This is a genomic window from Nocardia sp. NPDC059228, from assembly GCF_042754245.1.
Classification (GTDB): domain Bacteria; phylum Actinomycetota; class Actinomycetes; order Mycobacteriales; family Mycobacteriaceae; genus Nocardia.
In genome coordinates this window covers 1-24,859 of record NZ_JBHZAL010000033.1, presented here as the reverse complement: position 1 = coordinate 24,859, position 24,859 = coordinate 1, and the positions used below count along the sequence as shown (strand labels likewise).

The 24,859-nt window shown below is 67.9% G+C and carries 25 protein-coding genes; 16 read left to right on the top strand and 9 right to left on the bottom strand.

Annotated features, from left to right (window positions below):
* Positions 1-27 precede the first annotated feature (27 nt).
* Positions 28-1,854, bottom strand: a complete 1,827-nt coding sequence (locus tag ACFXKA_RS34345) for an acyl-CoA dehydrogenase (RefSeq protein WP_379430491.1) — start codon at positions 1,852-1,854, stop codon at positions 28-30.
* Between the two features lie 119 nt (positions 1,855-1,973).
* Between ACFXKA_RS34345 and ACFXKA_RS34340 the strand changes: the two genes are divergently transcribed.
* From ACFXKA_RS34340 to ACFXKA_RS34330, 3 genes are all read left to right on the top strand, one after another.
* Positions 1,974-2,348, top strand: a complete 375-nt coding sequence (locus tag ACFXKA_RS34340) for a DUF952 domain-containing protein (RefSeq protein WP_379430490.1) — start codon at positions 1,974-1,976, stop codon at positions 2,346-2,348.
* Positions 2,349-2,440: 92 nt separating this feature from the next.
* Positions 2,441-2,923, top strand: coding sequence for a cation:proton antiporter regulatory subunit (locus ACFXKA_RS34335; RefSeq protein ID WP_354836952.1), 483 nt, complete (start codon positions 2,441-2,443; stop codon positions 2,921-2,923).
* A gap of 4 nt (positions 2,924-2,927) precedes the next feature.
* Complete coding sequence (locus tag ACFXKA_RS34330) at positions 2,928-4,115, top strand: cation:proton antiporter (RefSeq protein ID WP_354836950.1); 1,188 nt, start codon at positions 2,928-2,930, stop codon at positions 4,113-4,115.
* Here ACFXKA_RS34330 and ACFXKA_RS34325 read toward each other — a convergent pair.
* Positions 4,014-4,892, bottom strand: a complete 879-nt coding sequence (locus ACFXKA_RS34325) for a rhomboid-like protein (protein ID WP_379430489.1) — start codon at positions 4,890-4,892, stop codon at positions 4,014-4,016. The two genes, ACFXKA_RS34330 and ACFXKA_RS34325, sit on opposite strands and share 102 nt — an antisense overlap.
* Before the next feature lie 148 nt (positions 4,893-5,040).
* Between ACFXKA_RS34325 and ACFXKA_RS34320 the strand changes: the two genes are divergently transcribed.
* The 3 genes from ACFXKA_RS34320 to ACFXKA_RS34310 all read left to right on the top strand — a co-directional run bounded on the left by ACFXKA_RS34320 (position 5,041) and on the right by ACFXKA_RS34310 (position 8,193).
* Positions 5,041-6,456, top strand: coding sequence for an ethanolamine ammonia-lyase subunit EutB (locus ACFXKA_RS34320; protein ID WP_379430488.1), 1,416 nt, complete (start codon positions 5,041-5,043; stop codon positions 6,454-6,456).
* A gap of 166 nt (positions 6,457-6,622) precedes the next feature.
* Positions 6,623-7,447, top strand: coding sequence for an ethanolamine ammonia-lyase subunit EutC (gene eutC / locus ACFXKA_RS34315; protein ID WP_379430526.1), 825 nt, complete (start codon positions 6,623-6,625; stop codon positions 7,445-7,447).
* 149 nt (positions 7,448-7,596) lie between these two features.
* The gene (locus ACFXKA_RS34310) at positions 7,597-8,193 is read left to right on the top strand and encodes a YdcF family protein (RefSeq protein WP_379430487.1); all 597 of its coding nucleotides are present in this window, start codon (positions 7,597-7,599) and stop codon (positions 8,191-8,193) included.
* A 7-nt stretch (positions 8,194-8,200) separates the two neighbouring features.
* Here the strand turns inward: ACFXKA_RS34310 and ACFXKA_RS34305 are convergent, their stop codons facing one another.
* The 4 genes from ACFXKA_RS34305 to ACFXKA_RS34290 all read right to left on the bottom strand — a co-directional run bounded on the left by ACFXKA_RS34305 (position 8,201) and on the right by ACFXKA_RS34290 (position 12,975).
* On the bottom strand, positions 8,201-9,781 hold the full coding sequence (locus ACFXKA_RS34305) for a Na+/H+ antiporter (protein WP_379430486.1): 1,581 nt from the start codon (positions 9,779-9,781) through the stop codon (positions 8,201-8,203).
* A gap of 126 nt (positions 9,782-9,907) precedes the next feature.
* On the bottom strand, positions 9,908-10,918 hold the full coding sequence (locus ACFXKA_RS34300; protein ID WP_379430485.1) for an MHYT domain-containing protein: 1,011 nt from the start codon (positions 10,916-10,918) through the stop codon (positions 9,908-9,910).
* A gap of 250 nt (positions 10,919-11,168) precedes the next feature.
* On the bottom strand, positions 11,169-12,467 hold the full coding sequence (locus tag ACFXKA_RS34295) for an FAD-dependent oxidoreductase (RefSeq protein WP_379430484.1): 1,299 nt from the start codon (positions 12,465-12,467) through the stop codon (positions 11,169-11,171).
* A gap of 22 nt (positions 12,468-12,489) precedes the next feature.
* Entirely contained in the window at positions 12,490-12,975 is a 486-nt protein-coding gene (locus tag ACFXKA_RS34290) for a MarR family winged helix-turn-helix transcriptional regulator (protein ID WP_379430483.1), read from the bottom strand.
* 207 nt (positions 12,976-13,182) lie between these two features.
* Between ACFXKA_RS34290 and ACFXKA_RS34285 the strand changes: the two genes are divergently transcribed.
* On the top strand, positions 13,183-13,536 hold the full coding sequence (locus ACFXKA_RS34285) for a VOC family protein (RefSeq protein ID WP_379430482.1): 354 nt from the start codon (positions 13,183-13,185) through the stop codon (positions 13,534-13,536).
* Positions 13,537-13,827: 291 nt separating this feature from the next.
* On the top strand, positions 13,828-14,262 hold the full coding sequence (locus ACFXKA_RS34280; protein WP_379430481.1) for a VOC family protein: 435 nt from the start codon (positions 13,828-13,830) through the stop codon (positions 14,260-14,262).
* A gap of 93 nt (positions 14,263-14,355) precedes the next feature.
* Here the strand turns inward: ACFXKA_RS34280 and ACFXKA_RS34275 are convergent, their stop codons facing one another.
* Positions 14,356-14,904, bottom strand: coding sequence for a chorismate mutase (locus ACFXKA_RS34275; protein WP_379430480.1), 549 nt, complete (start codon positions 14,902-14,904; stop codon positions 14,356-14,358).
* Between the two features lie 422 nt (positions 14,905-15,326).
* On the opposite strand from ACFXKA_RS34275, the gene ACFXKA_RS34270 reads away from it, so the two are divergent.
* The 6 genes from ACFXKA_RS34270 (at position 15,327) to ACFXKA_RS34245 (ending at position 20,549) form a co-directional block, all read left to right on the top strand.
* A complete protein-coding gene (locus ACFXKA_RS34270; protein ID WP_379430479.1) occupies positions 15,327-15,980 on the top strand; it encodes a hypothetical protein in 654 nt (217 codons plus the stop codon).
* Positions 15,981-16,280: 300 nt separating this feature from the next.
* Positions 16,281-16,832 (top strand): dihydrofolate reductase family protein, encoded by a 552-nt coding sequence (locus ACFXKA_RS34265; RefSeq protein WP_379430478.1) that lies wholly within the window; start codon positions 16,281-16,283, stop codon positions 16,830-16,832.
* A 121-nt stretch (positions 16,833-16,953) separates the two neighbouring features.
* On the top strand, positions 16,954-17,604 hold the full coding sequence (locus tag ACFXKA_RS34260; protein WP_379430525.1) for an ABC transporter permease: 651 nt from the start codon (positions 16,954-16,956) through the stop codon (positions 17,602-17,604).
* Positions 17,597-18,832 carry an ABC transporter ATP-binding protein gene (locus tag ACFXKA_RS34255; protein ID WP_379430477.1) on the top strand — a complete coding sequence of 412 codons (1,236 nt, stop codon included), beginning with the start codon at positions 17,597-17,599 and terminating at the stop codon, positions 18,830-18,832. Before ACFXKA_RS34260 ends, ACFXKA_RS34255 begins: the two co-directional genes overlap by 8 nt.
* Positions 18,829-19,581 carry an ABC transporter permease gene (locus tag ACFXKA_RS34250; RefSeq protein ID WP_379430476.1) on the top strand — a complete coding sequence of 251 codons (753 nt, stop codon included), beginning with the start codon at positions 18,829-18,831 and terminating at the stop codon, positions 19,579-19,581. Before ACFXKA_RS34255 ends, ACFXKA_RS34250 begins: the two co-directional genes overlap by 4 nt.
* Positions 19,578-20,549: a glycine betaine ABC transporter substrate-binding protein gene (locus ACFXKA_RS34245; protein ID WP_354836912.1), complete on the top strand. Its 972-nt coding sequence runs from the start codon at positions 19,578-19,580 to the stop codon at positions 20,547-20,549. The genes ACFXKA_RS34250 and ACFXKA_RS34245 overlap by 4 nt, the downstream gene beginning before the upstream one ends.
* A gap of 151 nt (positions 20,550-20,700) precedes the next feature.
* On the opposite strand, the gene ACFXKA_RS34240 is transcribed toward ACFXKA_RS34245, so the two are convergent.
* Positions 20,701-21,549 (bottom strand): alpha/beta fold hydrolase, encoded by an 849-nt coding sequence (locus ACFXKA_RS34240; protein ID WP_379430475.1) that lies wholly within the window; start codon positions 21,547-21,549, stop codon positions 20,701-20,703.
* A gap of 63 nt (positions 21,550-21,612) precedes the next feature.
* Between ACFXKA_RS34240 and ACFXKA_RS34235 the strand changes: the two genes are divergently transcribed.
* Positions 21,613-22,155: a helix-turn-helix domain-containing protein gene (locus tag ACFXKA_RS34235; protein ID WP_379430474.1), complete on the top strand. Its 543-nt coding sequence runs from the start codon at positions 21,613-21,615 to the stop codon at positions 22,153-22,155.
* Positions 22,156-22,479: 324 nt separating this feature from the next.
* Here ACFXKA_RS34235 and ACFXKA_RS34230 read toward each other — a convergent pair whose 3' ends face one another.
* Positions 22,480-23,205, bottom strand: coding sequence for a TetR/AcrR family transcriptional regulator (locus tag ACFXKA_RS34230; protein WP_379430473.1), 726 nt, complete (start codon positions 23,203-23,205; stop codon positions 22,480-22,482).
* A 95-nt stretch (positions 23,206-23,300) separates the two neighbouring features.
* Between ACFXKA_RS34230 and ACFXKA_RS34225 the strand changes: the two genes are divergently transcribed.
* On the top strand, positions 23,301-24,425 hold the full coding sequence (locus tag ACFXKA_RS34225) for an FAD-dependent oxidoreductase (protein ID WP_379430472.1): 1,125 nt from the start codon (positions 23,301-23,303) through the stop codon (positions 24,423-24,425).
* The last annotated feature ends 434 nt before the right edge of the window (positions 24,426-24,859 follow it).

Below are 24,859 nucleotides of genomic sequence, written 5' to 3'. Positions count from 1 at the left end.
GCGAACGGCGGATTCGCGCCCCGGGGCTCAGAACCAGGACTCGTCGAGTTCCAGGGTGGTGCGGTCGCCGGAGTCGAGCAGGTCGAATTGCGGTGTGGTGCGGGGAAGTTCCCAGCGGAAGAAGTACCGGGCGGCCAGCCGCTTCCCCTGCCGGAAGGTCTCCCACTCGGCCGCGTGCGGACGGTCCTGGGCGGACAGCGCGGTGGCGGTGATCGCCTGCTCGAGCCAGATCCAGGCCAGCACCACGTGGCCGAACGCCTCCAGATAGACCGCCGAATTGGCCAGGGCCGCCTCGGGATTGCCCGCGCGCCACAGGCCCGCCGTGGTGGCGGCCAGGCGGCCGGTGGCGGCCTCCAGGGCGGCGGCGTACTCGGCGAGCTCGGCGTCACCGGTCGCGCGGGCGGCGGCGCTGGTGGCGGCCATGGTCTCCAGCAGCGCGGCCAGGGCCGCGCCATCGTCCAGGGTGACCTGGCGGCCGAGCAGGTCCATGCTCTGAATGCCGTGGGTGCCTTCGTGAATCGGGTTGAGGCGGTTGTCGCGGTAGTGCTGTTCGACGTCGTAGTCGCGGGTGTAGCCGGCGCCGCCGTGGATCTGGATGGCCAGATCGTTGGCGGCCAGGCACCACTGGCTGGGCCAGGACTTGGCGATGGGGGTGAGGATGCGCAGCAGGGTGGCGGCGCGAGCCCGGTCGGATTCGCCTGTCGCGGTGCGGTGTTCGTCGATCAGTTGGCCGCAGTACAGCTGCAGCGCGAGTGCGCCTTCGGCATAGGACTTCTGGGCCAGCAGCATGCGCCGCACATCCGGGTGCTCGATGATCGGCACCTGCGCGCCGCCGCGGGCGCTGACCGGGCGGCCCTGCGGGCGGGTGCGGGCATAGTCGAGGGACTTGAGGTAGCCGGTGTAGCCCAGCGCGGTGGAGGCCAGGCCGACACCGATGCGGGCCTCGTTCATCATCGTGAACATCTGGGCCAGACCGTGATTCGGCGCGCCCACCAGATAGCCGATCGCGCCCGGCTCCCCGCCGGGGGTGAAGTTGCCGTCGCCGAAGACGGGGGCGGTGTTGACGGTGCCGCGCCAGCCCATCTTGTGGTTGATGCCCGAGAGCACGACATCGTTGTGGACGGTCGGGTTGCCCTCGGCGTCGGGCAGGAACTTGGGGACCACGAACAGCGAGATGCCGCGGGTGCCCTCCGGTGCGCCCGGAATGCGGGCCAGCACCAGGTGCACGATGTTCTCCGAGAGGTCGTGGTCGCCGCCGGAGATCCACATCTTGTGCCCGAACAGACGGTAGGAGCCGTCGGCGGCGGGCACGGCGCGGGTGGTGATGTCGGCCAGGCTGGATCCGGCCTGCGGCTCCGACAGGGCCATGGTGCCGAAGCTGCGGCCCTCCAGCATCGGGCGCACGTAGGCGTCGATCTGCTCCGGGCTGCCGTGCGCGGCAAGCAGATTCGCATTGCCGGTGGTGAGCAGTACGTAGGCGGCGGTGCCGACATTGGCGGCGTGGAACCACGACATGCACGCGGTGTAGACCGAATGCGGCAGCTGCATGCCGCCGATCTCGTAATCCATTGCCGCGCCGATCATTCCGGCGTCGGCGAAGGCCTGCAGCGCCTTGCCGACCGCGGGGATGATGTGCACGCGCTCGCCGTCGAAGGTGGGCTCGTGCAGATCGTTCTCGCGATTGTGCGGCGCGAAGAAGCTGGTGGCCAGGTCCTGGCACAGCCGCAGCACCTGGTCGAAGGTGTCGCGGGAGTGGTCGGCGAAGCGGTCGCGCGCCGTCAGCGACTCCACCCGCAGCCAGTCGTAGAGCAGGAACTCGAGGTCGCGGGCGGACATGATGCTGGACGGATTCATGGTTCCTCGAGCGGTCGGGTACGGGGGGTCGTACCTGCCGGTCTACCAGATGGCGCGGGACCGTCCGTGGCCCGGCCCGAGCCGTTCTGAACCCCGGGGCACTCACCTAGATTGGACGGGTGGGAACCGAACAGGACACGACGCCGCCGACGCTGCTGCACATCTGCTCCCGGGTGGAATGGGAAAACGCCCGCGCCGCAGGCGAATACCGCGCCCCCTCGCTGGCCGAGGCCGGATTCATCCACCTCTCCGCGCCCTACCAGGCCCACCTGCCGGCCAATCGGCTCTTCGCCGGCCGCACCGATCTCGTGCTGCTGCACCTGGATCCGGCCCGGCTCGGTTCCCCGGTGAAGTGGGAGCCGGGCGTGCCCGCCGACCCGGACTCCATGACCTTCCCGCACCTGTACGGCCCGCTGCCGCTGATCGCGGTCGTCGAGGTCACCGATTTCCTGCCCGGCCCCGATGGATCGTTCGCGCCGCTCACCACGGAGTGACCCGGCGCGCCCGCACCGTGCGACCGGTGCAGGCGGGGTGCGCCGCAACGTAGCTCCCCGTGATTCGCACGGGTTGTCCTAATCTGGACTGCGTGAACGTCGATGTGACAGCGCTGCCCGGTATCGGTGTGCGGAAGGATTTCGAGGTCAGATCGGGACGGCGGATCGGGGTGGTGGCGCACCGGGACGGCGGCATCGATCTGATCGTGTCGCAGCGGGACGACCCGGACGCGTGCCTGGCCCAGGTGCCCCTGACGACCGACGAGGCGGCGGTCCTGGCCAATCTGCTGGGCGCGCCCCAGCTGGTGCAGCAGCTCAAGGAAGAACACTCGGACCTACCCGGGATCACCACCAGACAGCTCACCATCGGCGGCAATTCGCCCTACCGGGGACGCATGCTCGGCGAGACCGCCATGCGGACCCGGACCAAGGCCTCCATCGTGGCCATCATGCGGGCGGGGCAACTGCACCCGTCACCGGGACCTGATCAGGTGCTCGACTCCGGGGACGTGCTCGTCGTCGTCGGCACGCCGCACGGGCTGGACGCGGCCGCTCGCATTCTGGCCGACGGCTGACCCTGTGGATTCGACCGGTCTAGCCCTGTTCGAACTCGGCGCGATCTTGTTCGCGCTCGGCATGCTGGGGCGACTGGCCGCCCGCTTCGGCATGTCGCCGATTCCCCTCTACCTGCTCGGCGGCCTGGCCTTCGGCGAGGGCGGCATCGTGAAGATGCGCGCCGCCACCGAATTCGGGCACACGGCCGGCGAGATCGGCGTGGTGCTGCTGCTCCTGCTGCTCGGATTGGAGTACACCGCAGCCGAATTGGTGACCGGACTGCGCCGCTCCTGGATGGCCGGCCTGGTCGACATCGTCGTCAATGCCACGCCGGGCGTGGTGGTGGCGCTGATCCTGGACTGGGGCCCGATCGGCGCGGTCACCATGGGCGGCGTCACCTACATCTCGTCCTCCGGCATCGTCGCCAAGGTGCTCAACGACCTGGGCCGCCTCGGTAACCGCGAGACGCCGGTGGTGCTGTCCATCCTGGTGTTCGAGGATCTGGCCATGGCGGTGTACCTGCCGATCCTCACCATGATGCTGGCCGGGCTGAGCTTCGCCAGCGGGCTGCGTTCGCTGGCCATCGCGCTGGTGGCGATCACGGTGGTGCTCATCGTGGCGCTGCGCTACGGCCGCTACGTGTCGGCCATCGTGGACAGCAACGATCGGGAGGTGTTCCTGCTCAAGCTGCTCGGCGCGGCGCTGCTGGTGTCGGGCGCGGCCTCGGAGCTGAACGTGTCGGCGGCGGTGGGCGCGTTCCTGCTCGGCATCGCCATCTCCGGGTCCACCGCGCAGGAGGCGGCGAAACTCCTCGAACCGCTGCGGGATCTGTTCGCGGCCCTCTTCTTCGTGGCCTTCGGGCTCAGCACCGATCCCCACGCGATCCCGCCGGTGCTGGGCTGGGCGATCCTGCTGGCCTTCGTGACCACGCTGACCAAGCTCGGCACCGGCTGGTGGGCGGCGTCGCGGCAGGGCATCCGCCGGATGGGCCGGGCGCGCGCGGGCGCGGCGCTGGTGGCGCACGGCGAATTCTCCATCGTCATTGCCGGTCTGGCGGTTTCGCTGGGCGGCGTGAGCGGGCGGCTGGCCGCGCTGGCCTCGGCCTACGTGCTAATGATGGCCGTGCTCGGCCCGATCGCGGCGCGCCTCGTCGAGCCGGTTGTCCGGTTCGCCCAGCGCGGGCGCGGCCGCGTCGATCCCGTCCCCGGCTGAATCCCCGGTCGCGGCCGGATTCGCGGCCGCCCGGGCCGGCTTCGCCGCGGCCCTGCGCGCTTGCACCGCGACCAGGCGGTGGGAGAGCGCCACCGCGATCGCGCCCACCGTGAAACCGATGAGCAGCGCGAAGAAATGGCCGTAGTCGGTGAAGGTGCGGCCGTGCCAGACGCCGTAGGCGTACCAGACCACCATGGCCAGCGCCCACAGCCAGCGGGCCGGGCCGCGCAGCCGGAAGGTCAGCGCGGCCATCATGGCCGAGATGCCGTAGCTGGGGCCGACATCCGAGGCGAAGGCCACCCGGGTCGGGATCAGCTGCTTGTCGAGCTTGTGGGCGATGCCGACCACCGTGATCAGGGTGGCGCCGACGTGACCGGTGGCCACCACCAGGATCCAGCGCAGCGACCCCAGCCAGCGCTCGGCCAGCGCCATCAGGGTGATGAGGATGAGAATGTCGCCCCAGGGGAAGCCGCCGTCGGTCCAGAAGGCCGAGGCCACCAGCACCTGGATCGGATCCTTCTGCATATTGCGCAGATTCGTGGAGGCGGAGAAGATCAGCCGCCGGCCCACGATGTCACTGGCTCCGCGCAGCGTCCACCAGGTGATGAACAGGGTGAAGGCGTAGGCGATGCATGCCGGGGTGACCGCCAGCAGATTCCGATAGGCCCGGACCGCGCGCCGCAACCGGTGCGGCTGCCGCCACCAGACACCGAGGGTGCGGAACCGCTCGCCGAGATCGACGGTGCGCAGCCAGGGCGACTGATAGGTGCCTGCCATGGCGCCATGGTATCCCGGGGCCACCGGCCGACCTCCGGGTCGCGGGGAGGAGGCCGGTCCCGCGGCAGTCCGCCACGCGTAACGCGCAGTAATGCCGGGGGAAAGCGGTGGTTACCGACCGGCAATATGGGCCCGGACCATCGGGAGGGTGATCTTCCATCAGCGCCTGGGCGGCAGCACCTACACCTTCGACGGGCTGGTCGAACTGCTGGCCAAGGCCACACCGCGGCGCAGCGGGGATGAACTGGCGGGGTGCGCGGCGCACTCCGACGCCGAGCGGGCGGCAGCGCAGTGGGCGCTGGCCGAGGTGTCGCTGGGCGTCTTCCTGGAGGAGCCGGTGGTGCCGTACGAGACCGACGAGGTCACGCGGTTGATCATCGACGGGCACGATCGCGGTGCGTTCCAGGCGATTTCGCATCTGACGGTGGGCGGGCTGCGGGACTGGCTGCTCGCGGTGGCCGCCCGGCCCGATGCCGCGGTCACCCTGCGGGCCGTCGCACCCGGGCTCACACCCGAGATGGTCGCGGCCGTCGGCAAACTCATGCGCAATCAGGACCTGATCGCGGTCGCGCGGGCGGCCGAGGTGCGCTCCGGATTCCGGACCAGCATCGGGGTGCCGGGCACGCTCGCCACGCGATTGCAGCCCAACCATCCGACCGATGATCCACGCGGGATCGCCGCGGCGGTGCTGGACGGGCTGCTGCTGGGGTGCGGGGACGCGGTGATCGGCATCAATCCGGCCACCGATTCGCCGCAGGCCACGGCGGATCTGCTGTACCTGCTCGACGAGGTGCGGCAGCGCTTCGAGATTCCGACGCAGTCGTGTGTGCTGTCGCATGTCACCACCACGCTCGGGCTCATCGAGGCGGGAGCGCCGGTGGATCTGGTGTTCCAGTCCATCGCGGGCACCCAGCGCGCGAATTCCGGCTTCGGCGTGACCATCTCGCTGCTGCGCGAGGCCAACGAGGCGGGCCGGTCGCTGCGTCGCGGGACCGTGGGCGACAACGTCATGTACCTGGAAACCGGTCAGGGCTCGGCGCTTTCGGCGGGCGCGCACCTGGGCGCCGGCGGCAAGCCGGTCGACCAGCAGACCCTCGAGGCCCGCGCCTACGCCATCGCCCGCGATCTGGACCCGTTCCTGATCAATACGGTGGTCGGTTTCATCGGCCCCGAATACCTCTACGACGGCAAGCAGATCATCCGCGCCGGCCTCGAGGACCACTTCTGCGGCAAGCTCCTCGGCCTCCCCATGGGCGTCGACGTCTGCTACACCAATCACGCCGAAGCCGACCAGGACGACATGGACACCCTGCTCACCCTGCTGGCCGCCGCGGGCTGCCCCTTCGTCATCGCGGTCCCCGGCGCCGACGACGTCATGCTCGGCTACCAGAGCCTCGCCTACCACGACGCCCTTTATGCCCGGCAGATCCTCGATCTCCGCCCCGCCCCCGAATTCGCCGCCTGGCTCGACGGTCTCGGCATGATGGACTCGACCGGCCGCATTCTCCCCGTCGAGCCCCTGTCCTCCCCGCTGCGGGCGCTGGCTGCCAAGGGGGCGGCGTGAGCATCGGCGCCACCTCGCGGGTTACCCCTGCGCGAAAGCGATTCTGCGCGAACAGGATTGGAACTCGGATGGCCGAGGCTCGTCCGGTGATGTCGATCGGAGTCGCCGACAACGCCGACCCGTACCCGGAGGGAGACCAGTGAGCCCGATCGAACCCGTGCGCCCGATCCGCCGCACCGAGGATATTGCCGCGCAAGCGTTCTGGGACGGACTGCGGCGCAGTACACAGGCGCGGATCGGGCTCGGGCGTACCGGGGACGCGCTGTCCACCGCGGAGGTGCTCGAGTTCCGGGCGGCCCATGCCGCGGCCCGCGATGCCGTGCACAGTCCGCTCGATATCGCGGCCCTGGCCGCCGAGGTGAGGGGTCTCGGGATCGGCGAGCCGGTGCACGTGCGCAGCAGGGCGAGTGATCGCTCGGAATACCTGCGGCGTCCGGATCTCGGGCGGCTGCCCGAAACCGCTGACCCGGCGGTGCCGCACAGCGGGGTGGACGTGGGTTTCGTTCTGGCGGACGGACTTTCGTCGAAGGCGCTCGCCGATCACGGGGTTCCGATGCTCGTGGCGTTGCTCGCGGCGTTCGAGGGGCGATACACGCTCGCCCCGCCGGTGATCGCCACGCAGGCCCGGGTGGCGCTGGGGGATCACATCGGCGCGGCGCTCGATGTGCGGACGGTGCTGGTGTTGATCGGGGAGCGGCCCGGGCTGTCGGTCGCCGACAGTCTCGGGATCTATCTCACCCATTGCCCGCGTCCCGGACGATTCGATTCCGAGCGGAACTGCATCTCGAATATTCATCCCCCCGAAGGGCTCTCGTACGCGCGTGCGGCTCAGGTCGTCGCGGGGTTGGTCGATGGTGCTCGTCGGCTCGGCCGGTCGGGGGTCGATCTCAAGGACACATCGGCCGACCGCGCGCTCGCCGATGCGGGCGCGATCTCGGTGGAAGCCCCACGGCTCGTCGCGGGGACGGAGCGTGACCACGCGAAACACTGAGCGGTGCGCGACCTGCCGACGTCTTCGCTTTCTGACCGAATCCGCTGCCGCCCGGCCTCGCCGCCGGCGCGGGAAGTACTGTTCACCCGGGCTTGTGGCAGGCCGCTCGAACAGTGCCGACTCGGCGCGGAGCAGGAGGTACAGGCGGGATGCGACGATGGCGAGTGGTGCTGGCGCTGGCGGGAACCGTGGTGCTGGTGCCGTTTCTCGGGTTCACCGGCTATACGGTCGGTCGTGCGCGGCTTTCCCCGCGGCCTGGCGCGGACGTGGTGGTCGTGCTCGGTTGCCGGCTGCGCCACGATCGGGTTGCACCGATGCTTGCCAGACGGCTGAACCGGACGCTCGAGGTGGTGGGAGAGGAACGCCGCCGAGGGCGTACACCGCTGCTGGTGGTGTCGGGCGGGCAGAGCGGGCCCGAAACCGTGGCCGAGGCCGAGGCGATGGCTGATTATCTTGTGGCGCAGGGCATTCCGGACGACCGCATCCTGCGCGAGAACCGGTCCCGCAATACCGAGGAGAATCTGCGGTTCACCGTCCGGGAACTACGCGGGCGCGGTATGGATCCGGAGCAGGTGCGAATAACCGTGGTCACCAGTGACTTTCACGTGTTGCGCACGGCCGGGCTGGCCCGGCGGCTGGGGCTGCGCGCTCAGGTCACCGGGGCGCGTACCTCCCGGCTGCTGACCCGGAAATCCTTCCTGCGGGAATTCGTCGCCGTCCTGGTGAAGCTGGGCCGGACCGGGTAGCGGTCGGTTACCGGCGCAGATCGAGCCGGCGCATGACGCGGTCCACCACATCGGGCGGTATCCCCGGTTCGCGGCGCGCTGCCAGCGCCTCGGCCCGGCCCGCCTCCAGCACCTCATTGGTGATGGAGCGCATCTTCGTGGTGAAGGCCAGCGTGCGATCGGTGTGGGTCCGGGGATTGTCCCCGGCGGCCTCCGGATCCGCCTGGGCCAGACGGCGTTCGAATCCCGTGCGCAGCCGGTCGTAGACCTCCGCGGGGAGGTGCTCGGTCTCCGAGATCTCCTCGAGCCGGGCCAGTTCGGCCTCCAGCACCCGGGTCCAGAGCTGGCGTTCGAAGGCACGCTCGGTGCCGGTGTCGGCGTGCACGCCGGTCGCCCGCACCACGGCGGGCAGGGTCGGGCCCTGTAGCAGCAGCGTGAACAGCACGACCGCGATGGCGGTGAACAGGATTTCGGTGCGGCCCGGGAACGGTTGTCCGCTGTCGGTGGTGAACGGTACGGCCAGGGCCAGCGCCACCGTGGCGACCCCGCGCATGCCCGCCCACCAGGTCACCACGGTCTCGCGCCAGGTGTGGGGCTCGTCCTTGTCGCGGGTGCGCCACCAGGATCGGAAGATCACGGTCGTGGTCAGCAGCCAGATCAGCCGCAATCCCACCACCACCGCGATGATCACCGCCGCACCGCCGATGAAGCGCGGCCAGTCGGGTCCGGCGTCGCGCAGTACCGTGCTCAGCTCGAGTCCGATCAGGCCGAAAGCGAAACCGGTGACCAGCATCTCGGTGATCTCCCAGAAGGAGTCGCCGACCAGCCGGTAGTCGCTGTCACTGAAATCGGTTGCGGCATGGGTGAGATACATCGAGCAGACCAGCACCGCCAGCACCGCCGACCCGCCCCGTGACTCCGAGAGCCCGTAGGCGGCGAACGGCAGCAGCAGTCCCAGCGCCACCCGCCACGGGGCCTCGTCCAGCCGCTGCATGAGTTTGCTTCCGGCCCAGCCGAACAGCAGCCCGACCAACGCCCCGACCAACGCCGACACCAGGAAATCGCGGAATGCGCCCCAGGCTGAGAAGGAACCGGTCACCACGGCCTGAATCGCCGCCGTGTAGAGGACGATCGCGGTCACGTCGTTGAACAGCCCCTCGCCCTCGAGCACCGCGACCAGACGCCGGGGCAAGCCCAGCTTGCCGGCCAGCGCCGAGACCGCCACCGGATCCGGTGGCGCGACCAGGGCGCCGAGCGCCACCGCGGCACCGATCGGCACGGCCGGATACCAGAGGTGAAAGGCCCAGGCCACGGCCGCCGTGGTCACGATGACCAGCACCACCGCGCGCAGGCTGATGGCCACCCAGTTCTCGGCGAACTGCCGCCAGGAGGTGCGCCGCGCGGCCGCGTACAGCAGGGGAGGCAGCACCAGCGGCAGGATGAGTTCGGGATCGATCTCGATATTCGGCACCTGCGGAATCAGGGCCAGCACCACGCCGAAGGCGGTCATGAGGACCGCCGGGGCCTGGCCCAGCCGCCGTCCGAGCGGCTGGGCCAGGATGGTCGCGAACAGGACCGCGAAGATCAACTCCAGCTGGTGGTGCTCCACGGCAGTCAGTTTGCTGCCGATGTGCCCCAAAGTCGAACACCGGAACCGGATTCTCAGCGAACCGGGTCGGCAATTCTCAGCCTGCCCGGCTGAGAATGGAGATTGCCCACAGTCGGGCGGGTTCGGCTATGAGTAGCGGGTACTGCGCTGCGGCGGAACCGGATTCCGATCGGGGCGCGCCGCCGGGCCGCCGGCCGCCGGGTAGAACTGGTCCGAACGCCGGTCGCCGGGCGGGGGCATTTCGTGGCGGCCGGGCGCCTGATAGTCGGCGGCCGGTGCGTACAGGCCCGCGGTCCGGTAGTCGCGGGGACCGGGCTCATCCTGGCCGGAGCCGCGGGTGTCGGCCACCGCCGAGGCCGCTCGCAGCGACCAGCCCGCGCGCGCCGGTTCGGGCCGTTCCGGTTCGGGCATCATGGAGCGTTCGTCCACCTCGGTGAGGCCGACGTGAATGAGCAGGACGAGCGTCACCATGCTGACGCTGATCATCAGCGGGGCCAGCAATTCCATCGGGCCCGCCCCCCGCGGGGTGGCCGGATTGTCCATGTGGTGCGCGCTCATCGAGGCCATGCCCGTGTAGTGCATGCCGCAGACCGCGACACCCATGATCAGGGCCGCGCCGATGGTGGCCCAGATGCCGGTGATGACCAGCGTGAACCACAGCGCCACGGTGGCCGCGACCACCGCGATCACCATGGACAGCGTGACGATGCCGGCGTTGTAGTCGATCATGGCGTCGGACCGCATGGCGTACATGCCCGAGTAGTGCATGGCGCCGACGCCGAGCCCGGTGACCGCGCCGCCCGCGAACAGCGACAAGCGGCCGAATGGCTCGCGGGCCACGATGAACAGGCCCATCCACACCACGGTGACCGAGATGACGGCGCTGAGCAGGGTGAGCGGCACGTTGTACTTGACCACCGCACCACGGATGGTGAAGCCCAGCATGGCGACGAAGTGCATCACCCAGATTCCGGTGCCGCCGATGGCCACGGCCGCCGAGATGAGCCAGCCACTGCGCCCGTCCCCGGACCGGGCCCGTGCCGTACACCGCAGACCGAGCAGGGATCCGGTGACGGACATGACGTACGCCAGTACGGGGGTGATCCAACCGTAGCTGAAGTGGTGAATTTCCAGCACTCGAACTCCATTGCCAGAACAGGGGTTTCGCGATCGCTGAGGCGACGACGGCACACTACCGGGCAAGGTTCGGATTGGGAAATTGAAAGGGAATGTTTCATTCAAATTACTTCCGGCTGGGACGTATCCGCCGGTTCAGCAATCTGCGAGCCTTCTGAATGCCATGTGCGCGTTGGACTTTGGACATTCGAGGGTGGTGATCCGCATGTGCCACCCGCTCGGCACGCGGGCGGCACATGCGCGGCAGCTATCACTCGGCAGCCAAGTCGGCGAACATCTTTCGCTTCATGGCGGGCACCGCGTTGGCGGTGCGGAAGACGAGTTTGCCTGCGCCGCGCGCAAACCGGCTGTCGGACACCGACTGGGTGGCCGCGGTCAGCGAGGTCCGCACCGCCGCGAAGCCGTAGTCGATCATGTCTGATTCGTATCGGTGGATGCCCTCGAGCAGTCCGAGCTCACGGCGTTCGGCGGCCACCAGTGCGCGGCACAGCCCCCGGGCGTCGCGCAGTGCGGTATTCGCGCCGATACCGGCGAACGGGGTCATGCTGTGCACCGCATCGCCGAGCAGCGTGACATTCGTGGTCTGCCAGGCCGGGATCGGGACCGACGTCTTGATCGGCAGCAGGGTGGCGGTCTCCGGATCGGAATCGGCTACCAGCGACCGCAATTCGGGCGCCCACCCCGTGGTCATGCGCACGGCTAGAGCGTGCAGGCCGACAGGTGAGAGCGCCTCCACGTCGGCCCCGTAGCGTTCGCGTTTGGCGGCGAAGGCCCAGAACACGTACGGCTGGGTGTTGTCGAGGAGCAGCCCGGGCTCGAGGCCGGCCTGGTTCCCGGCGATGAATTCGGCACCGGCGGGGATGTCGAATTCGTGTGGGGCGAGGAACATTCCGCAGCCGCTGGGCGGGATGACGCTGAGCGGATTGCGCAGCAGCCGGGCGTCCAGGCGGGCCCGCGATTCCGGTGTCAGGCCGTATTTGCCTGCGATGGTGACGATTCCGGTGTCCACGCGCTCGGCCTGTGGGAGGTATTGCGCCCGTACCCGGGAGGTGCCGCCGTCCGCGCCGACCAGGACATCACCGATCTCGGAGTCGCCGTGGCCGAAATGGGCGCGGATCCGGCCGTCGGGCAGCCGCTCATAGCGGTCGAACATGCTGCCGTAGTGCACGATGTCGCCCAGATCGGCGAGCAGCAGCTGCCGCAGGGTGATCCGGCTGATGCCGTAGTGCCCGCCGGCGGTGTGCGCACCCTCCTCCGGATCGATCTGGAGCAGTTCCCGCAACTGTTCCGTGACGAAACCGAACCCGTTGCCGCCCTTGCCCGCACATGCGGTGAAGGTCGAATACAGCTCCGGCGACAGCAGTTCCGCCAGGGCATTGCTGCCGTGCGGGTTGATGTGGATACGGAAACCCTGCAGCCGGTCGGTGCGCTGGGTTTCGCGTTCGTGCACGCTGACGCTCACGCCGGCGCGGCGCAGGCCGTTGGCGAGCGCCAGCCCGCCGATGCCGCCGCCGGCGATGATCACGTGCAGGGGTGTGTTGGTGGCCATGGCAATGGGTCCTCTCCTGAGGTCAGATCCGGCTCCAGCCGAATCGGCCCGGGCGTTTGCGGCTCGCCCGCTGCTGCTGGTGTGCACCCGCCGCGGCCCAGGCCTCGATCATGCGATCGAGCAGCCGGGTGAGCGTGTCGACATCCTCGGCGGACCAGTCGGCGATCACCTCGCCGAAGACCTGGTCGCCGATCTCCAGGAACTGCGCGAGCTCGGCCCGCCCCGCCTCGGTGGCCTCGACCAGCACCGCCCGCCGATCCGCCGGATCGGGGGAGGTGCTGACCAGCCCGGAGTCGATCAGCGCCTGGACATGCCGGGTGATGGAAGACGGCAACGCGTCCAGGCATTCGGCGATCTCCCCGGCCCGCAGCGGCCCGGACTCGACCGCGCACTGCAGCACGCCGACCCGGACCGGGTCGTAGGCGCGAGAAGTGCCCTGCCGCATGGCTTCCGCGAATCGTGCGGTGCTGCGGGCCAATCGCGAAACCTGGTTTTTGTTTGCTTCCATGAATCAACTATAAAAGTTGATTTCGTGAAACAAAAGAGCATGGCGGAAATTGGACATTTGCCACGTCTGTGGCGGCGAGGTACGAGGCCCGCTCAGTGGGCGGCGGCGTGTCGTTGGCGATCCCCGGCGGCGCGGAGCAGCCATCATGGTGGGCGACCGAACCCGGGCATTCCGGGCGCGCCACCACCTCGCCCCCAGGAGGCAGCCATGAGCGATCACGAAGTCAAGATGATCATCCTGTCCACCGACAACCTCGATGAATCCATCGATTTCTACACCGAAACCCTCGGCATGCCGCTGAAGTTCCGCGACGGCGCCCACTTCGCCGCCCTCAACGGCGGCCCCGTCACCCTCGCCCTCGCCAGCGCGGTAGACCACCCTATCCACGGCCAGGTAGTCGTCGGCATCAAAACCGCGGACGTGGACGCGGCCGCCAAGGCCATCGAGGCCAGCGGCGGCGGCATCGTCAAGGGCCCCTACGACGATGCCCACGAACGCCGCGCCGTCGTCTACGACAACAAAGGCAACGGCTTCGTTTTCTATAGCCCCCTGTCCCGATGACCAACCCCCGAATCACCGTCGAACCCGTCGTCGACCACGAGTATCGAGTCCTGGTCGACGACGGCACCGACTCGGCCGAATCCCAATTCATAGTCGCCCCAGACGTTCTCGCCGACCTTCGGGCGCGGGTACCACCGCGGGGAGTGCGCTACGGGCGAGGCGGCGGAAGGCAGCGGTCGCGGCGCGGAATCCGTTGAACGCCACGCAGGTTGGGCGGCATGGCGAGGGTGGGACCGCGTCGGGTAGGGCTGCTGCCGAGGCGGCGAAGGCCCCTGCCGCTATGGTGAACCGATGGCGTCGGTCAAACAGATCCAGGTCACCTTCGACTGCGCAGAGCCTGAGCGTGTCGCTCGTTTCTGGTGCGATGTGCTGGGGTATGTCATTCCGCCGCCACCGGAGGGGTTTGCCAGTTGGGCCGATTTCAATTCCTCCCTGCCGCCCGAGCATCAGGGTTCAGCGTTCGCATGTGTTGATCCGTCAGGTGTGGGCCCGCGACTGTTCTTTCAGCGTGTGCCCGAAGGGAAGATCACCAAGAATCGGGTGCATCTCGACGTGCGAGTCGGCACTGGGCTCGTGGGTGAAGAGCGCTTGGCCGCACTCGAGGCCGAGTGCGCACGGCTGGTCGCGCTCGGCGCGGTACGCCTGCGACTACTGCGCGCCGATGGCGTCAACGAGTTGTGCCTCGTGATGCAGGACATCGAGGGCAACGAATTCTGTCTCGACTGAGTTGCCATGAACGCTGTTGCTCGGCAGCCGAATTCGGATGCTGGTTGCGGCAGTCCCTATCAGGGTGACGTCTCTGTGCTGGGGGGACATATGTCAGCTCCCACACAGTGGAGTCGACGCGCGCACGAGCGCCGCCGCGTGGAGAGCGTCGAGATTGTCGTTCCCGGCGACAGCGAGCACCCCGGCGGCGACTCGCGCCGGGCAGTCGGAGCGCGTCAATTCGGTCCGCTCCCTATCCAATTCGTCGATGATCGCGACGTTGAGGCCATCGATCACCGGCCGTACCCCGGCCAGATCCGTCGCGGGCGCCGGCGCCGTCGCCAGCCCATACCGCCATTCGGTCACCAGCCCACGCTGGACGATCTTGCTAGCCTCGATCTGACCTTCGAACACCTGCCGGACCAGCCCCGCAGGCAGCTTCCGCTCCGCCCCCAGCTGAGCCATCGCATGATAGATCGCCTGTTCACGACCCGGATCGTCGATCATCGGCTCGCCCCCATCCCGCACCGCCCCCGCCCACTTGACCGCCGCGACGGTATCCGCGGTACCGAGCCGCTCGCTCACCAACTCCACCAGCCGATCCAAGGCCCCGGAATCGTCCTGCGCCGCACCCACCCCGAACTGCCCCGCGGCCACCACCATCGCCGCCCCCACCGCAACCGCCAGTCGTCTCATCGATGTCATCCCTTCCACCGCCCGAACCCTACCGCCCCTCAGGCAACGACCATCCCCGACGTGCAGTGAGTATGAAACATGTTGCGCGATACGGGGATTGGCGTCGATGGCCTACGCTCTAGCCTTCATGTCACAACGCTTCCCTCCGAATGCGAAAGCGGCGGGCCGGCCGTAGCGAAGGATGCGTGAGCTGCTGTCTCGGACTGACAGTGTTGTGCGCCGGGGACAGAAACAGGGTTTGAAGCTCAGAACCCAATTCGGGAGTTGGGTGATGCCGGCCCGCTGACGTACCGAAGCTATGCGGTCGAGTGACGGCGTGTGCAAGACTCGCTGGATGGGTTTTGCTGTGCCGCACAGCAACCGGGATCGGACAGAACGCGAGGAGTCAGGTGTCCTTCGAACAGTGGTGTACACGTTGGGAATCAGTACCGCTGTCCGAGGCGGCAGAGCGTTACGACATCTGCAAAGCCAGCGACAACCACGTGGAAGACCTGGAAGAACTCTTCGAGGACGAACCAGGGTGCTTCTTCGTTCACGAGGGTGGCCTCACCATCGACGGGCCTTTGTCGATAGGGAACGACCCTGGTCTGGCGCCGGACACCGTTTACGTCATCGATGGCGACCTGACGGTCGACGGGCCGATGCGCTTCTTGAACGCAGATGTGTACACGCCGCTGTTTGTCACCGGCTCGGTGACCGCGCAGCACCTGATGTGCCTGATGGACAGCAATCTGTTCATCGGCGGCTCGCTCACCGTCGGGGGCCTGCTGATGACGGAACTCTCCGACATGGGAGTGGTCGTCGTAAACGGTGCTGCCTCTGCGGGCGCGTGGCTCGAAACATGGGACAGGGGAGAAGTCATCTTCGTCGATGATCTGAAGGCCCGTCGGCTGCGCTTGTCCGGGGGCGACTACCTCGAACACTCCGACGCGGATGATGCGGCTGACGCCCTGTTGCCCGAGTTCCTGGACGGCGACACCGAAGATGCCTCGGAGAAGCTCTGGAAAGCCGCGCTCGAAGGACGTCCCCTGCTGCGCCCCTGACTTCCTGCCGGTTCGATCGGCGCCAACGATCAGGACTACCAGCCTTACGGTCAGGTTCCGCCGTATCCGACGACGATGCCCGGATCGGTGCGGGCGGCACAGATCATCTCCTGGGTGTTTGCTGGACTCGGCATTGCCTTGTCGGCGCTCGCGGCTGTCGTGGTGGTATTACGACGACGACTGTGTCGCTGAGGAATGGCATGCGGCGGGCTGAGGAGTCCCTGATCGTCTTGTCCTTGGTTCTTGGTGAGATGCGATGACTACCGATGAGTTTCGAGCGCGCAGGAGGTCTACCCCTTCATGAGGAAACTGATCTATGGGTTCGGTGTGTCCGTGGACGGCTACGTCAACGACCGCGACGGCAGCATCGACTGGACCGACCCGGACGAGGAGTTGCACCAGTTCCACAACGACAGGTACCGAGAGATCGAGGTCTCGCTGCACGGTCGTCGGCTGTACGAGCTGATGGCCGCGTACTGGCCGCACGTGCCAGAGGACGCGCCACGCATCGAGCGCGAATTCGGCGGGCTGTGGCGGGAGAAGCCCAAGGTCGTCTTCTCCCGGACGCTCACCGAAGTCCATTGGAACAGCACCCTGGTCAGCGCCGACGCGGTCGAGGAGGTGCGCAGGCTCAAGGCCGCGGGAGACGGCGTCATGGAGGTCGGTGGTGCGAGCCTCGCGGCCGCGCTGATGCCGCACGGGCTCATCGACGAGTACCAGCTGTTCGTCTCGCCCGTGGTGCTCGGCGGCGGCACACCGCTCTTCCCGTCACTGGACAAGCGCATCCAGCTTCGATTGGCCGAGACGCGGCACTTCAACACCGTGGTGATGCTGCGCTACCGCGTCGAGTGAAGTCCGTTCAACCGCAGCGGCCTTCGTACCGCTACTGATCGTCTCGTCGACCGCCGAAAAGGCTCGGGGCGGGGTTCGCATCAATACACTGTGGGGTGAACTCCTAGGCAGGAGGGGGCTTCTGGGCACGCTCTGGAATTTCGTCGTCGATCATCGCAGGCAGCTGCTCACCGACTCGTATCTGCATGTATCCGCGGTGGTGCAATCGATGCTGATCGCGTCCGCGTTGGCGGTGCTGATCGGGATCGCGGTGCACCGCAGCCCGTGGGGGTCGGCGCTGGCGACCGCGCTGGCCAGCATCATTCTCACCGTGCCGTCGTTCGCGTTGCTGGGCTTGCTGATTCCGGTACTGGGGCTGGGCGTGCGGCCGACCGTGGTCGCGCTGGTGCTGTACGCGCTGCTGCCGATCCTGCGCAATACGATCATCGGGCTGGGCGGGGTGGATCCGGCGGTGTCGGACGCGGCGCGCGGGGTCGGGATGAACCGGCTGCGGGTACTGGTCGGCATCGAACTGCCGCTGGCGTGGCCGTCGATCCTCACCGGGATGCGGGTCAGCACCCAGATGATCATGGGGATTCTGGCCATGGCCGCCTACGCGAAGGGGCCCGGACTGGGGAACCTGATCTTCTCCGGGCTGGCCCGGCTGGGCAGCCCGACCGCGGTGCCGCAGGCCCTCACCGGCACGGTGCTGATCATCGTGCTGGCGTTGCTGCTCGACGCCCTGCTGGCCGGCGTCGGCCGGTGCACTACCCCGAGGGGAATTCGTGACTGAAACCGTCACTGCGGCAAAAGATTCCGCACACGTGCCACATGGCGCGCGGATCGTGCTCGACGCGGTCACCAAACGCTATCCGGGGCAACGGGATCCGGCGGTCGACGAATTCTCGATCACCATTCCGGCCGGGGAGATCGTGGTGTTCGTCGGCCCGTCGGGGTGCGGCAAGACCACCATCATGCGCATGATCAACCGGCTCATCGAACCGAGCTCGGGCACCATCACCATCGACGGGCGTGATATCGGTCGTCAGGATCCGGACCAGCTGCGCAGACAGATCGGGTACTCGATCCAGCAGGCCGGGCTGTTCCCGCATCAGACGGTGGCGCGCAACGTGGCTACGGTGCCCGCGCTGCTCGGCTGGAATCGCGCGAAGATCAACGCCCGCGTCGACGAGATGCTCGATCTGGTCGGCCTGGATCCGGGCACCTTCCGCCGCCGCTACCCGCGCCAGCTCTCGGGCGGTCAGCAGCAACGCGTCGGCGTCGCACGCGCACTCGCCGCGGACCCGCCCGTCCTGCTGATGGACGAGCCGTTCGGCGCGGTCGACCCGATCACCCGCGGGCTCCTGCAGGACGAACTGCTGCGCCTGCAGGCCGAACTGCACAAGACGATCGTCTTCGTCACCCACGATTTCAACGAAGCCGTCAAACTCGGCGATCGAATCGCGGTGCTGGGCAACGGCTCCCGACTGTTGCAATACGACACCCCGGCCGCCGTCCTGGCCGCACCCGCCGACGACACCGTCGCCGGATTCGTCGGAGCGGACGCCGGGCTCAAACAGCTCACGCTCACCCGCGTCGAGGACGTCGAACTCGGGCAGTGCCCGACGGCCACCGAGACCGATGAGATGCAACCCCTGCGCAACGCCCTCGCCGAGCGGGAATGGCACTGGGGCCTGGTGCTGGACGCGGAACACCGCCCCCTGCGCTGGGTTTCGGCCGAGGAGTTGGCCCATGCCCCCTCACTGCGCGAGGCCGGACACCCGGTCACCGGCACGGTCGCCCTGCGCTCGTCCCTGCAGGAGGCGCTGGAAATGCTGCTCACCGAGAGCACCGCCCACGCCGTGGTCACTGGCGATCACGGCGAATACGCAGGCTTGATCGCGATCGACACCCTCGTCACCCACCTCTCCCTCACCCGCGCCGAGAGCGGCCGCGCCACCGCGAAACCCGCTGATGCGGTACAGGATTCCAGCGTGGCGGAATCGGGCGAGCGGGCATGAGGGGGCCGAGTACCGAGCGGCGGTCGGAGCTGATTCGGCTGGTGGCGCAGCCGGCGTTGGCGGTGGGACTCGGGGTGGCGGTGCTGGTGTGGGCGTTCGATCGGGATCTGACAGCCACACAGCAGGCGAGCATGAATGCGGCGAATATCGTGACCGTCACCCGACAGCATGTCGTGATCACGGCGACGGTGGTGGCCATCGTCGTCGCTGTCGCGGTTCCATTGGGGACCTTGCTCACCCGGCCCGGATTTCGCAGGCTGGCACCGCTTTTCGTGGGGATGGCCAATATCGGTGCGGCCGCACCGGCCATCGGGCTCATCGTGCTGTATTACCTGCTGACCCAGCAGACGGGGTTCTGGGTCGGGGTGGCGCCGATCGCGTTCTACGGGTTGCTGCCGGTATTGCGGAACACCATTCTCGGGTATCAGCAGGTTGATCCCACGCTGGTGGATGCCGGGCGGGGGCAGGGGATGTCCGCGGCTATGGTGTTGCGGCGCATCGAGTTTCCGCTTGCCGTGCCGTACATCCTCGCGGGTCTGCGGACCTCGCTGGTGCTGGCGGTGGGGACGGCGACGCTGTCGTTCCTGGTCAGCGCGGGTGGGCTGGGAATTCTCATCGATACCGGATACAAGTTGCGGGACAATGTGACGCTGTGGGTGGGGGCGATGCTGGCGGTGGCGCTCGCGCTGCTGGTGGATTGGCTGGGAGCGCTCGCCGAACAGTTCCTCGGCCCACGGGGTCTGCGATGAGGAGGCGATGGACGGCGGTGCTGGCCGCGCTGGGGCTGATGCTGGTGGCGGGATGCGGGCTCGAATCCGGCGGGGCGGTGCCATTGCAGGTCGGAGCGGGCAGCATCCGGCCGGATCCCGGGTTGCAGGGCGTGGCGATCACGGTGGGGTCCAAGGATTTCACCGAGCAGAACATTCTCGGCTATGTCATCGAATTCGCGCTCACCGCGGCAGGCGCTCGAGTGCGCGACCTCACCAACATCACCGGGTCCAACAGTTTGCGCGATGCCCAGCTGCACGGGCAGGTCGACATCGCCTACGACTACACCGGCACGGGCTGGATCAACTATCTGGGCAACGAGACGCCGATTCCGGACTCGCAGCAGCAGTTCGAGGCGGTACGCGACGCCGACCTGGCCGCGCACGGCATGCTGTGGGCGGACGTCGCCCCGATGAACAACACCTACGCGCTGGTCACCAACGCGGCAAGCGCACAGCGGACCGGGACGAAGACGCTCTCCGACTACGCGCGGGCCGTGAACACCGACCCCGGCACCGGACCCACCTGCCTGGGCACCGAATTCAGTGTCCGTCAGGACGGATTCCCCGGCATGGCCCGCAAGTACGGCATCGACACCGCCAAGGTGCACAAACAGATCATGCAGGACGCACTGGTCTACACCTCCACCGCGAACGGCGGCTGCCAGTTCGGTTCGGTCGCCACCACCGACGGCCGCATCAAAGCCCTCGACCTCCGCATTCTGGACGACGATCTCGGCTTCTTCCCCAAATACAATGCGGCCCTGGTGATGCGGAAATCCTTCGCCGACGCACACCCCCAGGTGGCCACGGTAATGGAGCCGATCTCGCGCTTGCTGACCAATGAGACGATCACCGAACTCAACCGCAAGGTCGACCTCGAAGGCGCCGAACCCGCCACCGTCGCCCGCGACTGGCTGGTCTCCCAGGGGTTCGTCACGGCCCGATAAGCCCGCCGAGCCACCTCGGGTTGCGGAAGTACCGTCCATTCAGCTCGGTGGGTAAAGCGCCGCTCACTTTCAGTGCGATCGAATCGATCTCGTCAGCAACCGGCGCGTAGGGACCGGCCATGTAGCTCGGCGGGGAGTTTCGTTTTGTCCATCACTGTTCCTGCGATGCTTCAGCGTCTATCAGTCGGCGAACCGCGGCAGCGACTTGCTCGGGTCGCTCGGCGGGGATGATGTGCTCCGAGACGGCGTCCTCGTATTGCGCGCCGACCTGTGCGGCATATCGGCGCTGGTATTCGCGCATGAGGTCGAGATTGCGAGCCTGGTAGCGGGCGGCGTGGATCGCGGAGATCACGATGACGCCGGATTTCGGCGGTTCTGGTGGGCGGCGGCGGAATTCGTCGATCGCCGCCGCGACGGCTGTTATCTCATGGCGGGTTGTGGTGAGCCCGGCGGACGTGAAGTCCTCGGCCAGCATGGTCGCGTAGCTGTCGGCGGGGAACTTGCGGCCGTAGGAACTGGTCAAAAGCCGCATGAGCGGCGGGAAGTGGCTCAATGCCTGCTGCACAGCGAGGATACGGTCGGTCTTTCGGACAGTCGGCGCCCAATTGTCGTAGTTCGGAGCGTTTTCCGGTGTCGGGTCGATGAGGACGAGCCCGGCCGGCGCCAGCGTTTCCGCGGCGCGGCGCACGATCAGCCCACCCATGCTGTGGCCCACCAGGATCACCCGCTCCGGCGCGAGCGCCTGGACCAACGCCACCAGGGTCGCCGCCATGTCGTCGATGGTCTGCGGTTCCGCGGGACGGCCACTACGGCCACGACCGGCTCGGTCGTAGGCGACGGTGCGCGCGGTGTCGCCCAGGAGCGGCACCACCGGATCCCAGAGCGTTCGCCCGGCGCCCGAACCGGATTCGAACACCACCCAGGTGCTCCCGGTGCCGGACTCTTCGAAGTAGATCTCGTTGCCGTTCAATGTCATTCGACGCCCAGGAACATCCCGCATCAGGGTCACCCTCCCTATCGATACCAACTTTGGGAACGGTACCAGATATGGGATAGTTGAGGAATGGACCCGACCGAGTTGCTGCTCCACCCGGTGCGATTGCGCATCATCCACGCACTGTCCGGCGGCCGATTGCGCAGCGCCGGAGAGTTGTGCGACCGCATGCCCGATGTGCCCCGGACCAGCGTCTACCGGCAGATCGGCCTGCTCACCGAGGGGGGAATGCTCGAGATCGGCGATGAGCGACGCGTGCGCGGCGCGGTGGAACGCTTCTACCGACTGCGATCCGATCGCCCGACCGTCTCCCCGGAGGCGAGCAGCGCGATGACCGCGGACGATCACCGCCAAGGGTTCGCGGCCGCCATGGCCGTCCTGATCGCGGAGTTCAACGCCTACCTCGATCACCCCGATGCCGACCCCGTCGCCGACTCGGTCGGCTACCGCCAAGCCACGCTGTGGCTCAGCCGCGAGGAGCTGGACCGCATGCTCACCGGCTTTCGCGACCTCGTCGCACCGCTCGCGGCGAACCAGCCCGGCCCGGGCCGCAGACCGCACTTGATCAGCCCGATCCTTTTCCCGGGCGAGCAACCAGCGTCGTCGAGCTGACAGCGCTGCCCCACGTTCGCCGCACCCGGAATGGTCAGCAGGGAAACGGACCTCCGATCGATGCAGCTCAATTCCGTTGCTGCTACCCAGGATCGAGAGCGGTGGACTCGGGTGATCGTCAGTTCAAAGAGTCGCGCACCAGTACCAGCTGGGCGGTGTGCTGGTCCGAGGTCATCGAGGTGACCCATGAGCGTATCCGTGCCCAATATCCTTGACTGACAACTGAAGACGGATCCGTGCGTGTTGATCGCGCGCTCGTGCACGGTCGGCCGGATCGGGCTGTCGCCCCGGCGGTCGAGTCCTGTGGCCACCGCACGCCGCAGGTCAACGGGATGCGGGCCGCAGATTGTTCATGAGCAGGCCGAGGGTGAACTCGAAGCGGTCGTGTCCGGTGCCGGAGATCAGCTCGGCGGCGTGGCGTCGAGTGTGTGGGAATTTCTCGGCGGGCAGTGCGGTGAAGCGGTCCAGCAACTCCTCGTGGCTGAGTACCCATTCCTGATCCTGGTGCCGGCGCCGTTGCTGGACCAGCGACTGTTCCAGTGCGTAGGCGCTGACGTAGAGCGACAGCGCGTCGCGGGCCCATCCGGCCGTCCTCGGTTCGATGCCACCCGCGAGCAGGATCGCCAGGATTCCTTCGCCGACCCGCAGCGTCTCCAGGTTGGTCGACACCATGGCCAGCGCGGCCCGCGAGATTCCGGGGTATTTCAGGTACAGGTCGCGGATCTGCGTGTACACCTCGAGCAGCTGTTCGCGCCAGGCGTCCGAATTAGGTTCGGGGAGCACGACTTCGGCGTAGAGCCTGCCGATCAGCAGATCATCGATGTCGTCCTTGTTGACGATGTGCGCGTACAGCGATGACGGACCGGTGCCCAGCGCGGTGGCGACGCGGCGGATGGTCAACGCGTCGTAGCCCTCGGTGGCGACGACCTCCAGGGCGGCGTCGGTGATCCGTTCGACGGTGATGGGCTTCTTGCGTGGTGCCGGCGCGGCAGTCTCCGCTGCGGGTTGGGCGTGGCGGGCTGCGCGGCGTTGGCGGGGATCGGCGGGCATACCGGCCACTATAGCTTGACACGAACTAAGTTCGTTACGTAGAACTTAGATCGTCAAAGCGAACAAAGTTCGTGTAGATGTCCAGGAGGTGCGTGATGCGAGTTTCCGTTGTCGGAGCCGGTCTGGGAGGTCTGGCTCTCGCGCAGGGTCTGCGTGGTGCCGGGATCGAGGCCGACGTGTTCGAGCGCGATCCGGGGATCGTCGCGCGGTTCCAGGGCTACCGGCTCGTGCTGAATCCGATCGGTTTCCAGGCGGTGCGAAACTGCCTGCCGACGCGCTGGCATCCGCTGCTCGACCAGATCGTCATGGACGCCTCCGCCGAACAACTGATCCTGGACCCGTGGCTGAACGAGATCGGCAGCCTCGGCGCGGGCCGGACCGGCATCGTCGTCGACCGGCAGGTGCTGCGACACCTGTTGCTGACCGGTCTCACCATGCACACCGATGCCGCGCTGACCGGCTACGACGTGCTGGCCGACGGCAAGGTCCGAGCCCGGTTCGCCCGCCGCGACCCGGCCACCGCCGACCTGCTCGTCGGCGCGGACGGCGTCACCTCCGCGGTCCGCGGGGTGTTGTCGCCGCAGACCGCCCCGACCGACACCGGCGTCCGGTTCGTCATCGGCCGCACCCCGCTGACCGACGAATTCGCCGGCCTGTCCAAGGCTTTCGGCTCGAAGATCGCCGGCGACGGCGTCAGCCTGCTGCTCGGCGCGATGCGCTTCCGTACCCCGCCGAAGCAGGCCGCCGAGCAATTGGCCCCCGAAGTCACGCTGCCCGACATCGGCGACTACGTGCGCTGGGCGATGATCCTGCCGCCGAACAGTCCGCTGGAGGACCTGACCGCGCAGGACGCCGTGCTGTCCAGGATGGAGGGCTGGCACCCGGCGCTGCGCGCGCTGATCGAGCAGACCGACCCGGACAACAGCACACTGCTCTCGATCAGAGTGGTCAAGCCCGGTGAGCGCTGGGCGTCCGGCCCGGTCACGCTGCTCGGCGACGCGATCCACGCCACCTCCCCGACCGGCGGCAACGGCGCGAACACCGCGCTGCGCGATGCGGACCTGCTGCGCCGCTGCCTGATCGAGGCCGACGAAGGCCACCGCGATCTGCGTAACGCGATCGACGACTACGAGCGGCAGATGTTCGAGTACGGCGCCGAAGCCGTCCGCAGCAGCCTCGAGAAACTGCCCGCCTTCGCCCCCGAAGCGAAACTGTCCTGAGGCCGGTGCACGGCATCTGGCACCGGATCAGTTGCCGCGCAGTTCATTCCGTGGTTTGGAACACTCGACACCCGACCAGGCGAGACAACAATTCGTTCGGCGCGAATGCCAAAGCTCGTCCTGACCTCGAGTCGGACCGGAAACGGTCTGCCGACCCGGCTATCTGCGCAATGCGGCGCAATTCTTGCAGCACAACTTGTTTCGATACCCGACGGGCTCGGGCTGTGGACGCCGCAGGGCTGTCGAAGGTAATTCTGTTGCTGATATCTAGGACTGAGAGCGCTGCGCTCGGGTTCGGATACGAGTTGGGGCGCGCGCCAGCCGCGCGCCGCCCCGCACAAAGGGGGGGACGGAAACAAGAAATAGGGGCACCCCCCGGAGCGGGGGGGGTGGCCGCGCGGTGCCAAGGGGTTTGAGACCCAATTGGGGAGGTG

What these genes read in the sequence shown, in the direction of transcription:
- ACFXKA_RS34225 (WP_379430472.1), top strand. Translation starts at nt 23,301, where the DNA reads ATGCGAGTTTCCGTTGTCGGAGCCGGTCTGGGAGGTCTGGCTCTCGCG.
- ACFXKA_RS34290 (WP_379430483.1), bottom strand. Translation starts at nt 12,975, where the DNA reads ATGGAAGCAAACAAAAACCAGGTTTCGCGATTGGCCCGCAGCACCGCA.
- ACFXKA_RS34275 (WP_379430480.1), bottom strand. Translation starts at nt 14,904, where the DNA reads ATGGTGGTGGCCGCGGGGCAGTTCGGGGTGGGTGCGGCGCAGGACGAT.
- ACFXKA_RS34285 (WP_379430482.1), top strand. Translation starts at nt 13,183, where the DNA reads ATGAGCGATCACGAAGTCAAGATGATCATCCTGTCCACCGACAACCTC.
- ACFXKA_RS34280 (WP_379430481.1), top strand. Translation starts at nt 13,828, where the DNA reads ATGGCGTCGGTCAAACAGATCCAGGTCACCTTCGACTGCGCAGAGCCT.
- ACFXKA_RS34240 (WP_379430475.1), bottom strand. Translation starts at nt 21,549, where the DNA reads ATGCGGGATGTTCCTGGGCGTCGAATGACATTGAACGGCAACGAGATC.
- ACFXKA_RS34345 (WP_379430491.1), bottom strand. Translation starts at nt 1,854, where the DNA reads ATGAATCCGTCCAGCATCATGTCCGCCCGCGACCTCGAGTTCCTGCTC.
- ACFXKA_RS34230 (WP_379430473.1), bottom strand. Translation starts at nt 23,205, where the DNA reads ATGCCCGCCGATCCCCGCCAACGCCGCGCAGCCCGCCACGCCCAACCC.
- ACFXKA_RS34265 (WP_379430478.1), top strand. Translation starts at nt 16,281, where the DNA reads ATGAGGAAACTGATCTATGGGTTCGGTGTGTCCGTGGACGGCTACGTC.
- ACFXKA_RS34235 (WP_379430474.1), top strand. Translation starts at nt 21,613, where the DNA reads ATGGACCCGACCGAGTTGCTGCTCCACCCGGTGCGATTGCGCATCATC.
- ACFXKA_RS34250 (WP_379430476.1), top strand. Translation starts at nt 18,829, where the DNA reads ATGAGGGGGCCGAGTACCGAGCGGCGGTCGGAGCTGATTCGGCTGGTG.
- ACFXKA_RS34325 (WP_379430489.1), bottom strand. Translation starts at nt 4,892, where the DNA reads ATGGCAGGCACCTATCAGTCGCCCTGGCTGCGCACCGTCGATCTCGGC.
- ACFXKA_RS34295 (WP_379430484.1), bottom strand. Translation starts at nt 12,467, where the DNA reads ATGGCCACCAACACACCCCTGCACGTGATCATCGCCGGCGGCGGCATC.
- ACFXKA_RS34310 (WP_379430487.1), top strand. Translation starts at nt 7,597, where the DNA reads ATGCGACGATGGCGAGTGGTGCTGGCGCTGGCGGGAACCGTGGTGCTG.
- ACFXKA_RS34245 (WP_354836912.1), top strand. Translation starts at nt 19,578, where the DNA reads ATGAGGAGGCGATGGACGGCGGTGCTGGCCGCGCTGGGGCTGATGCTG.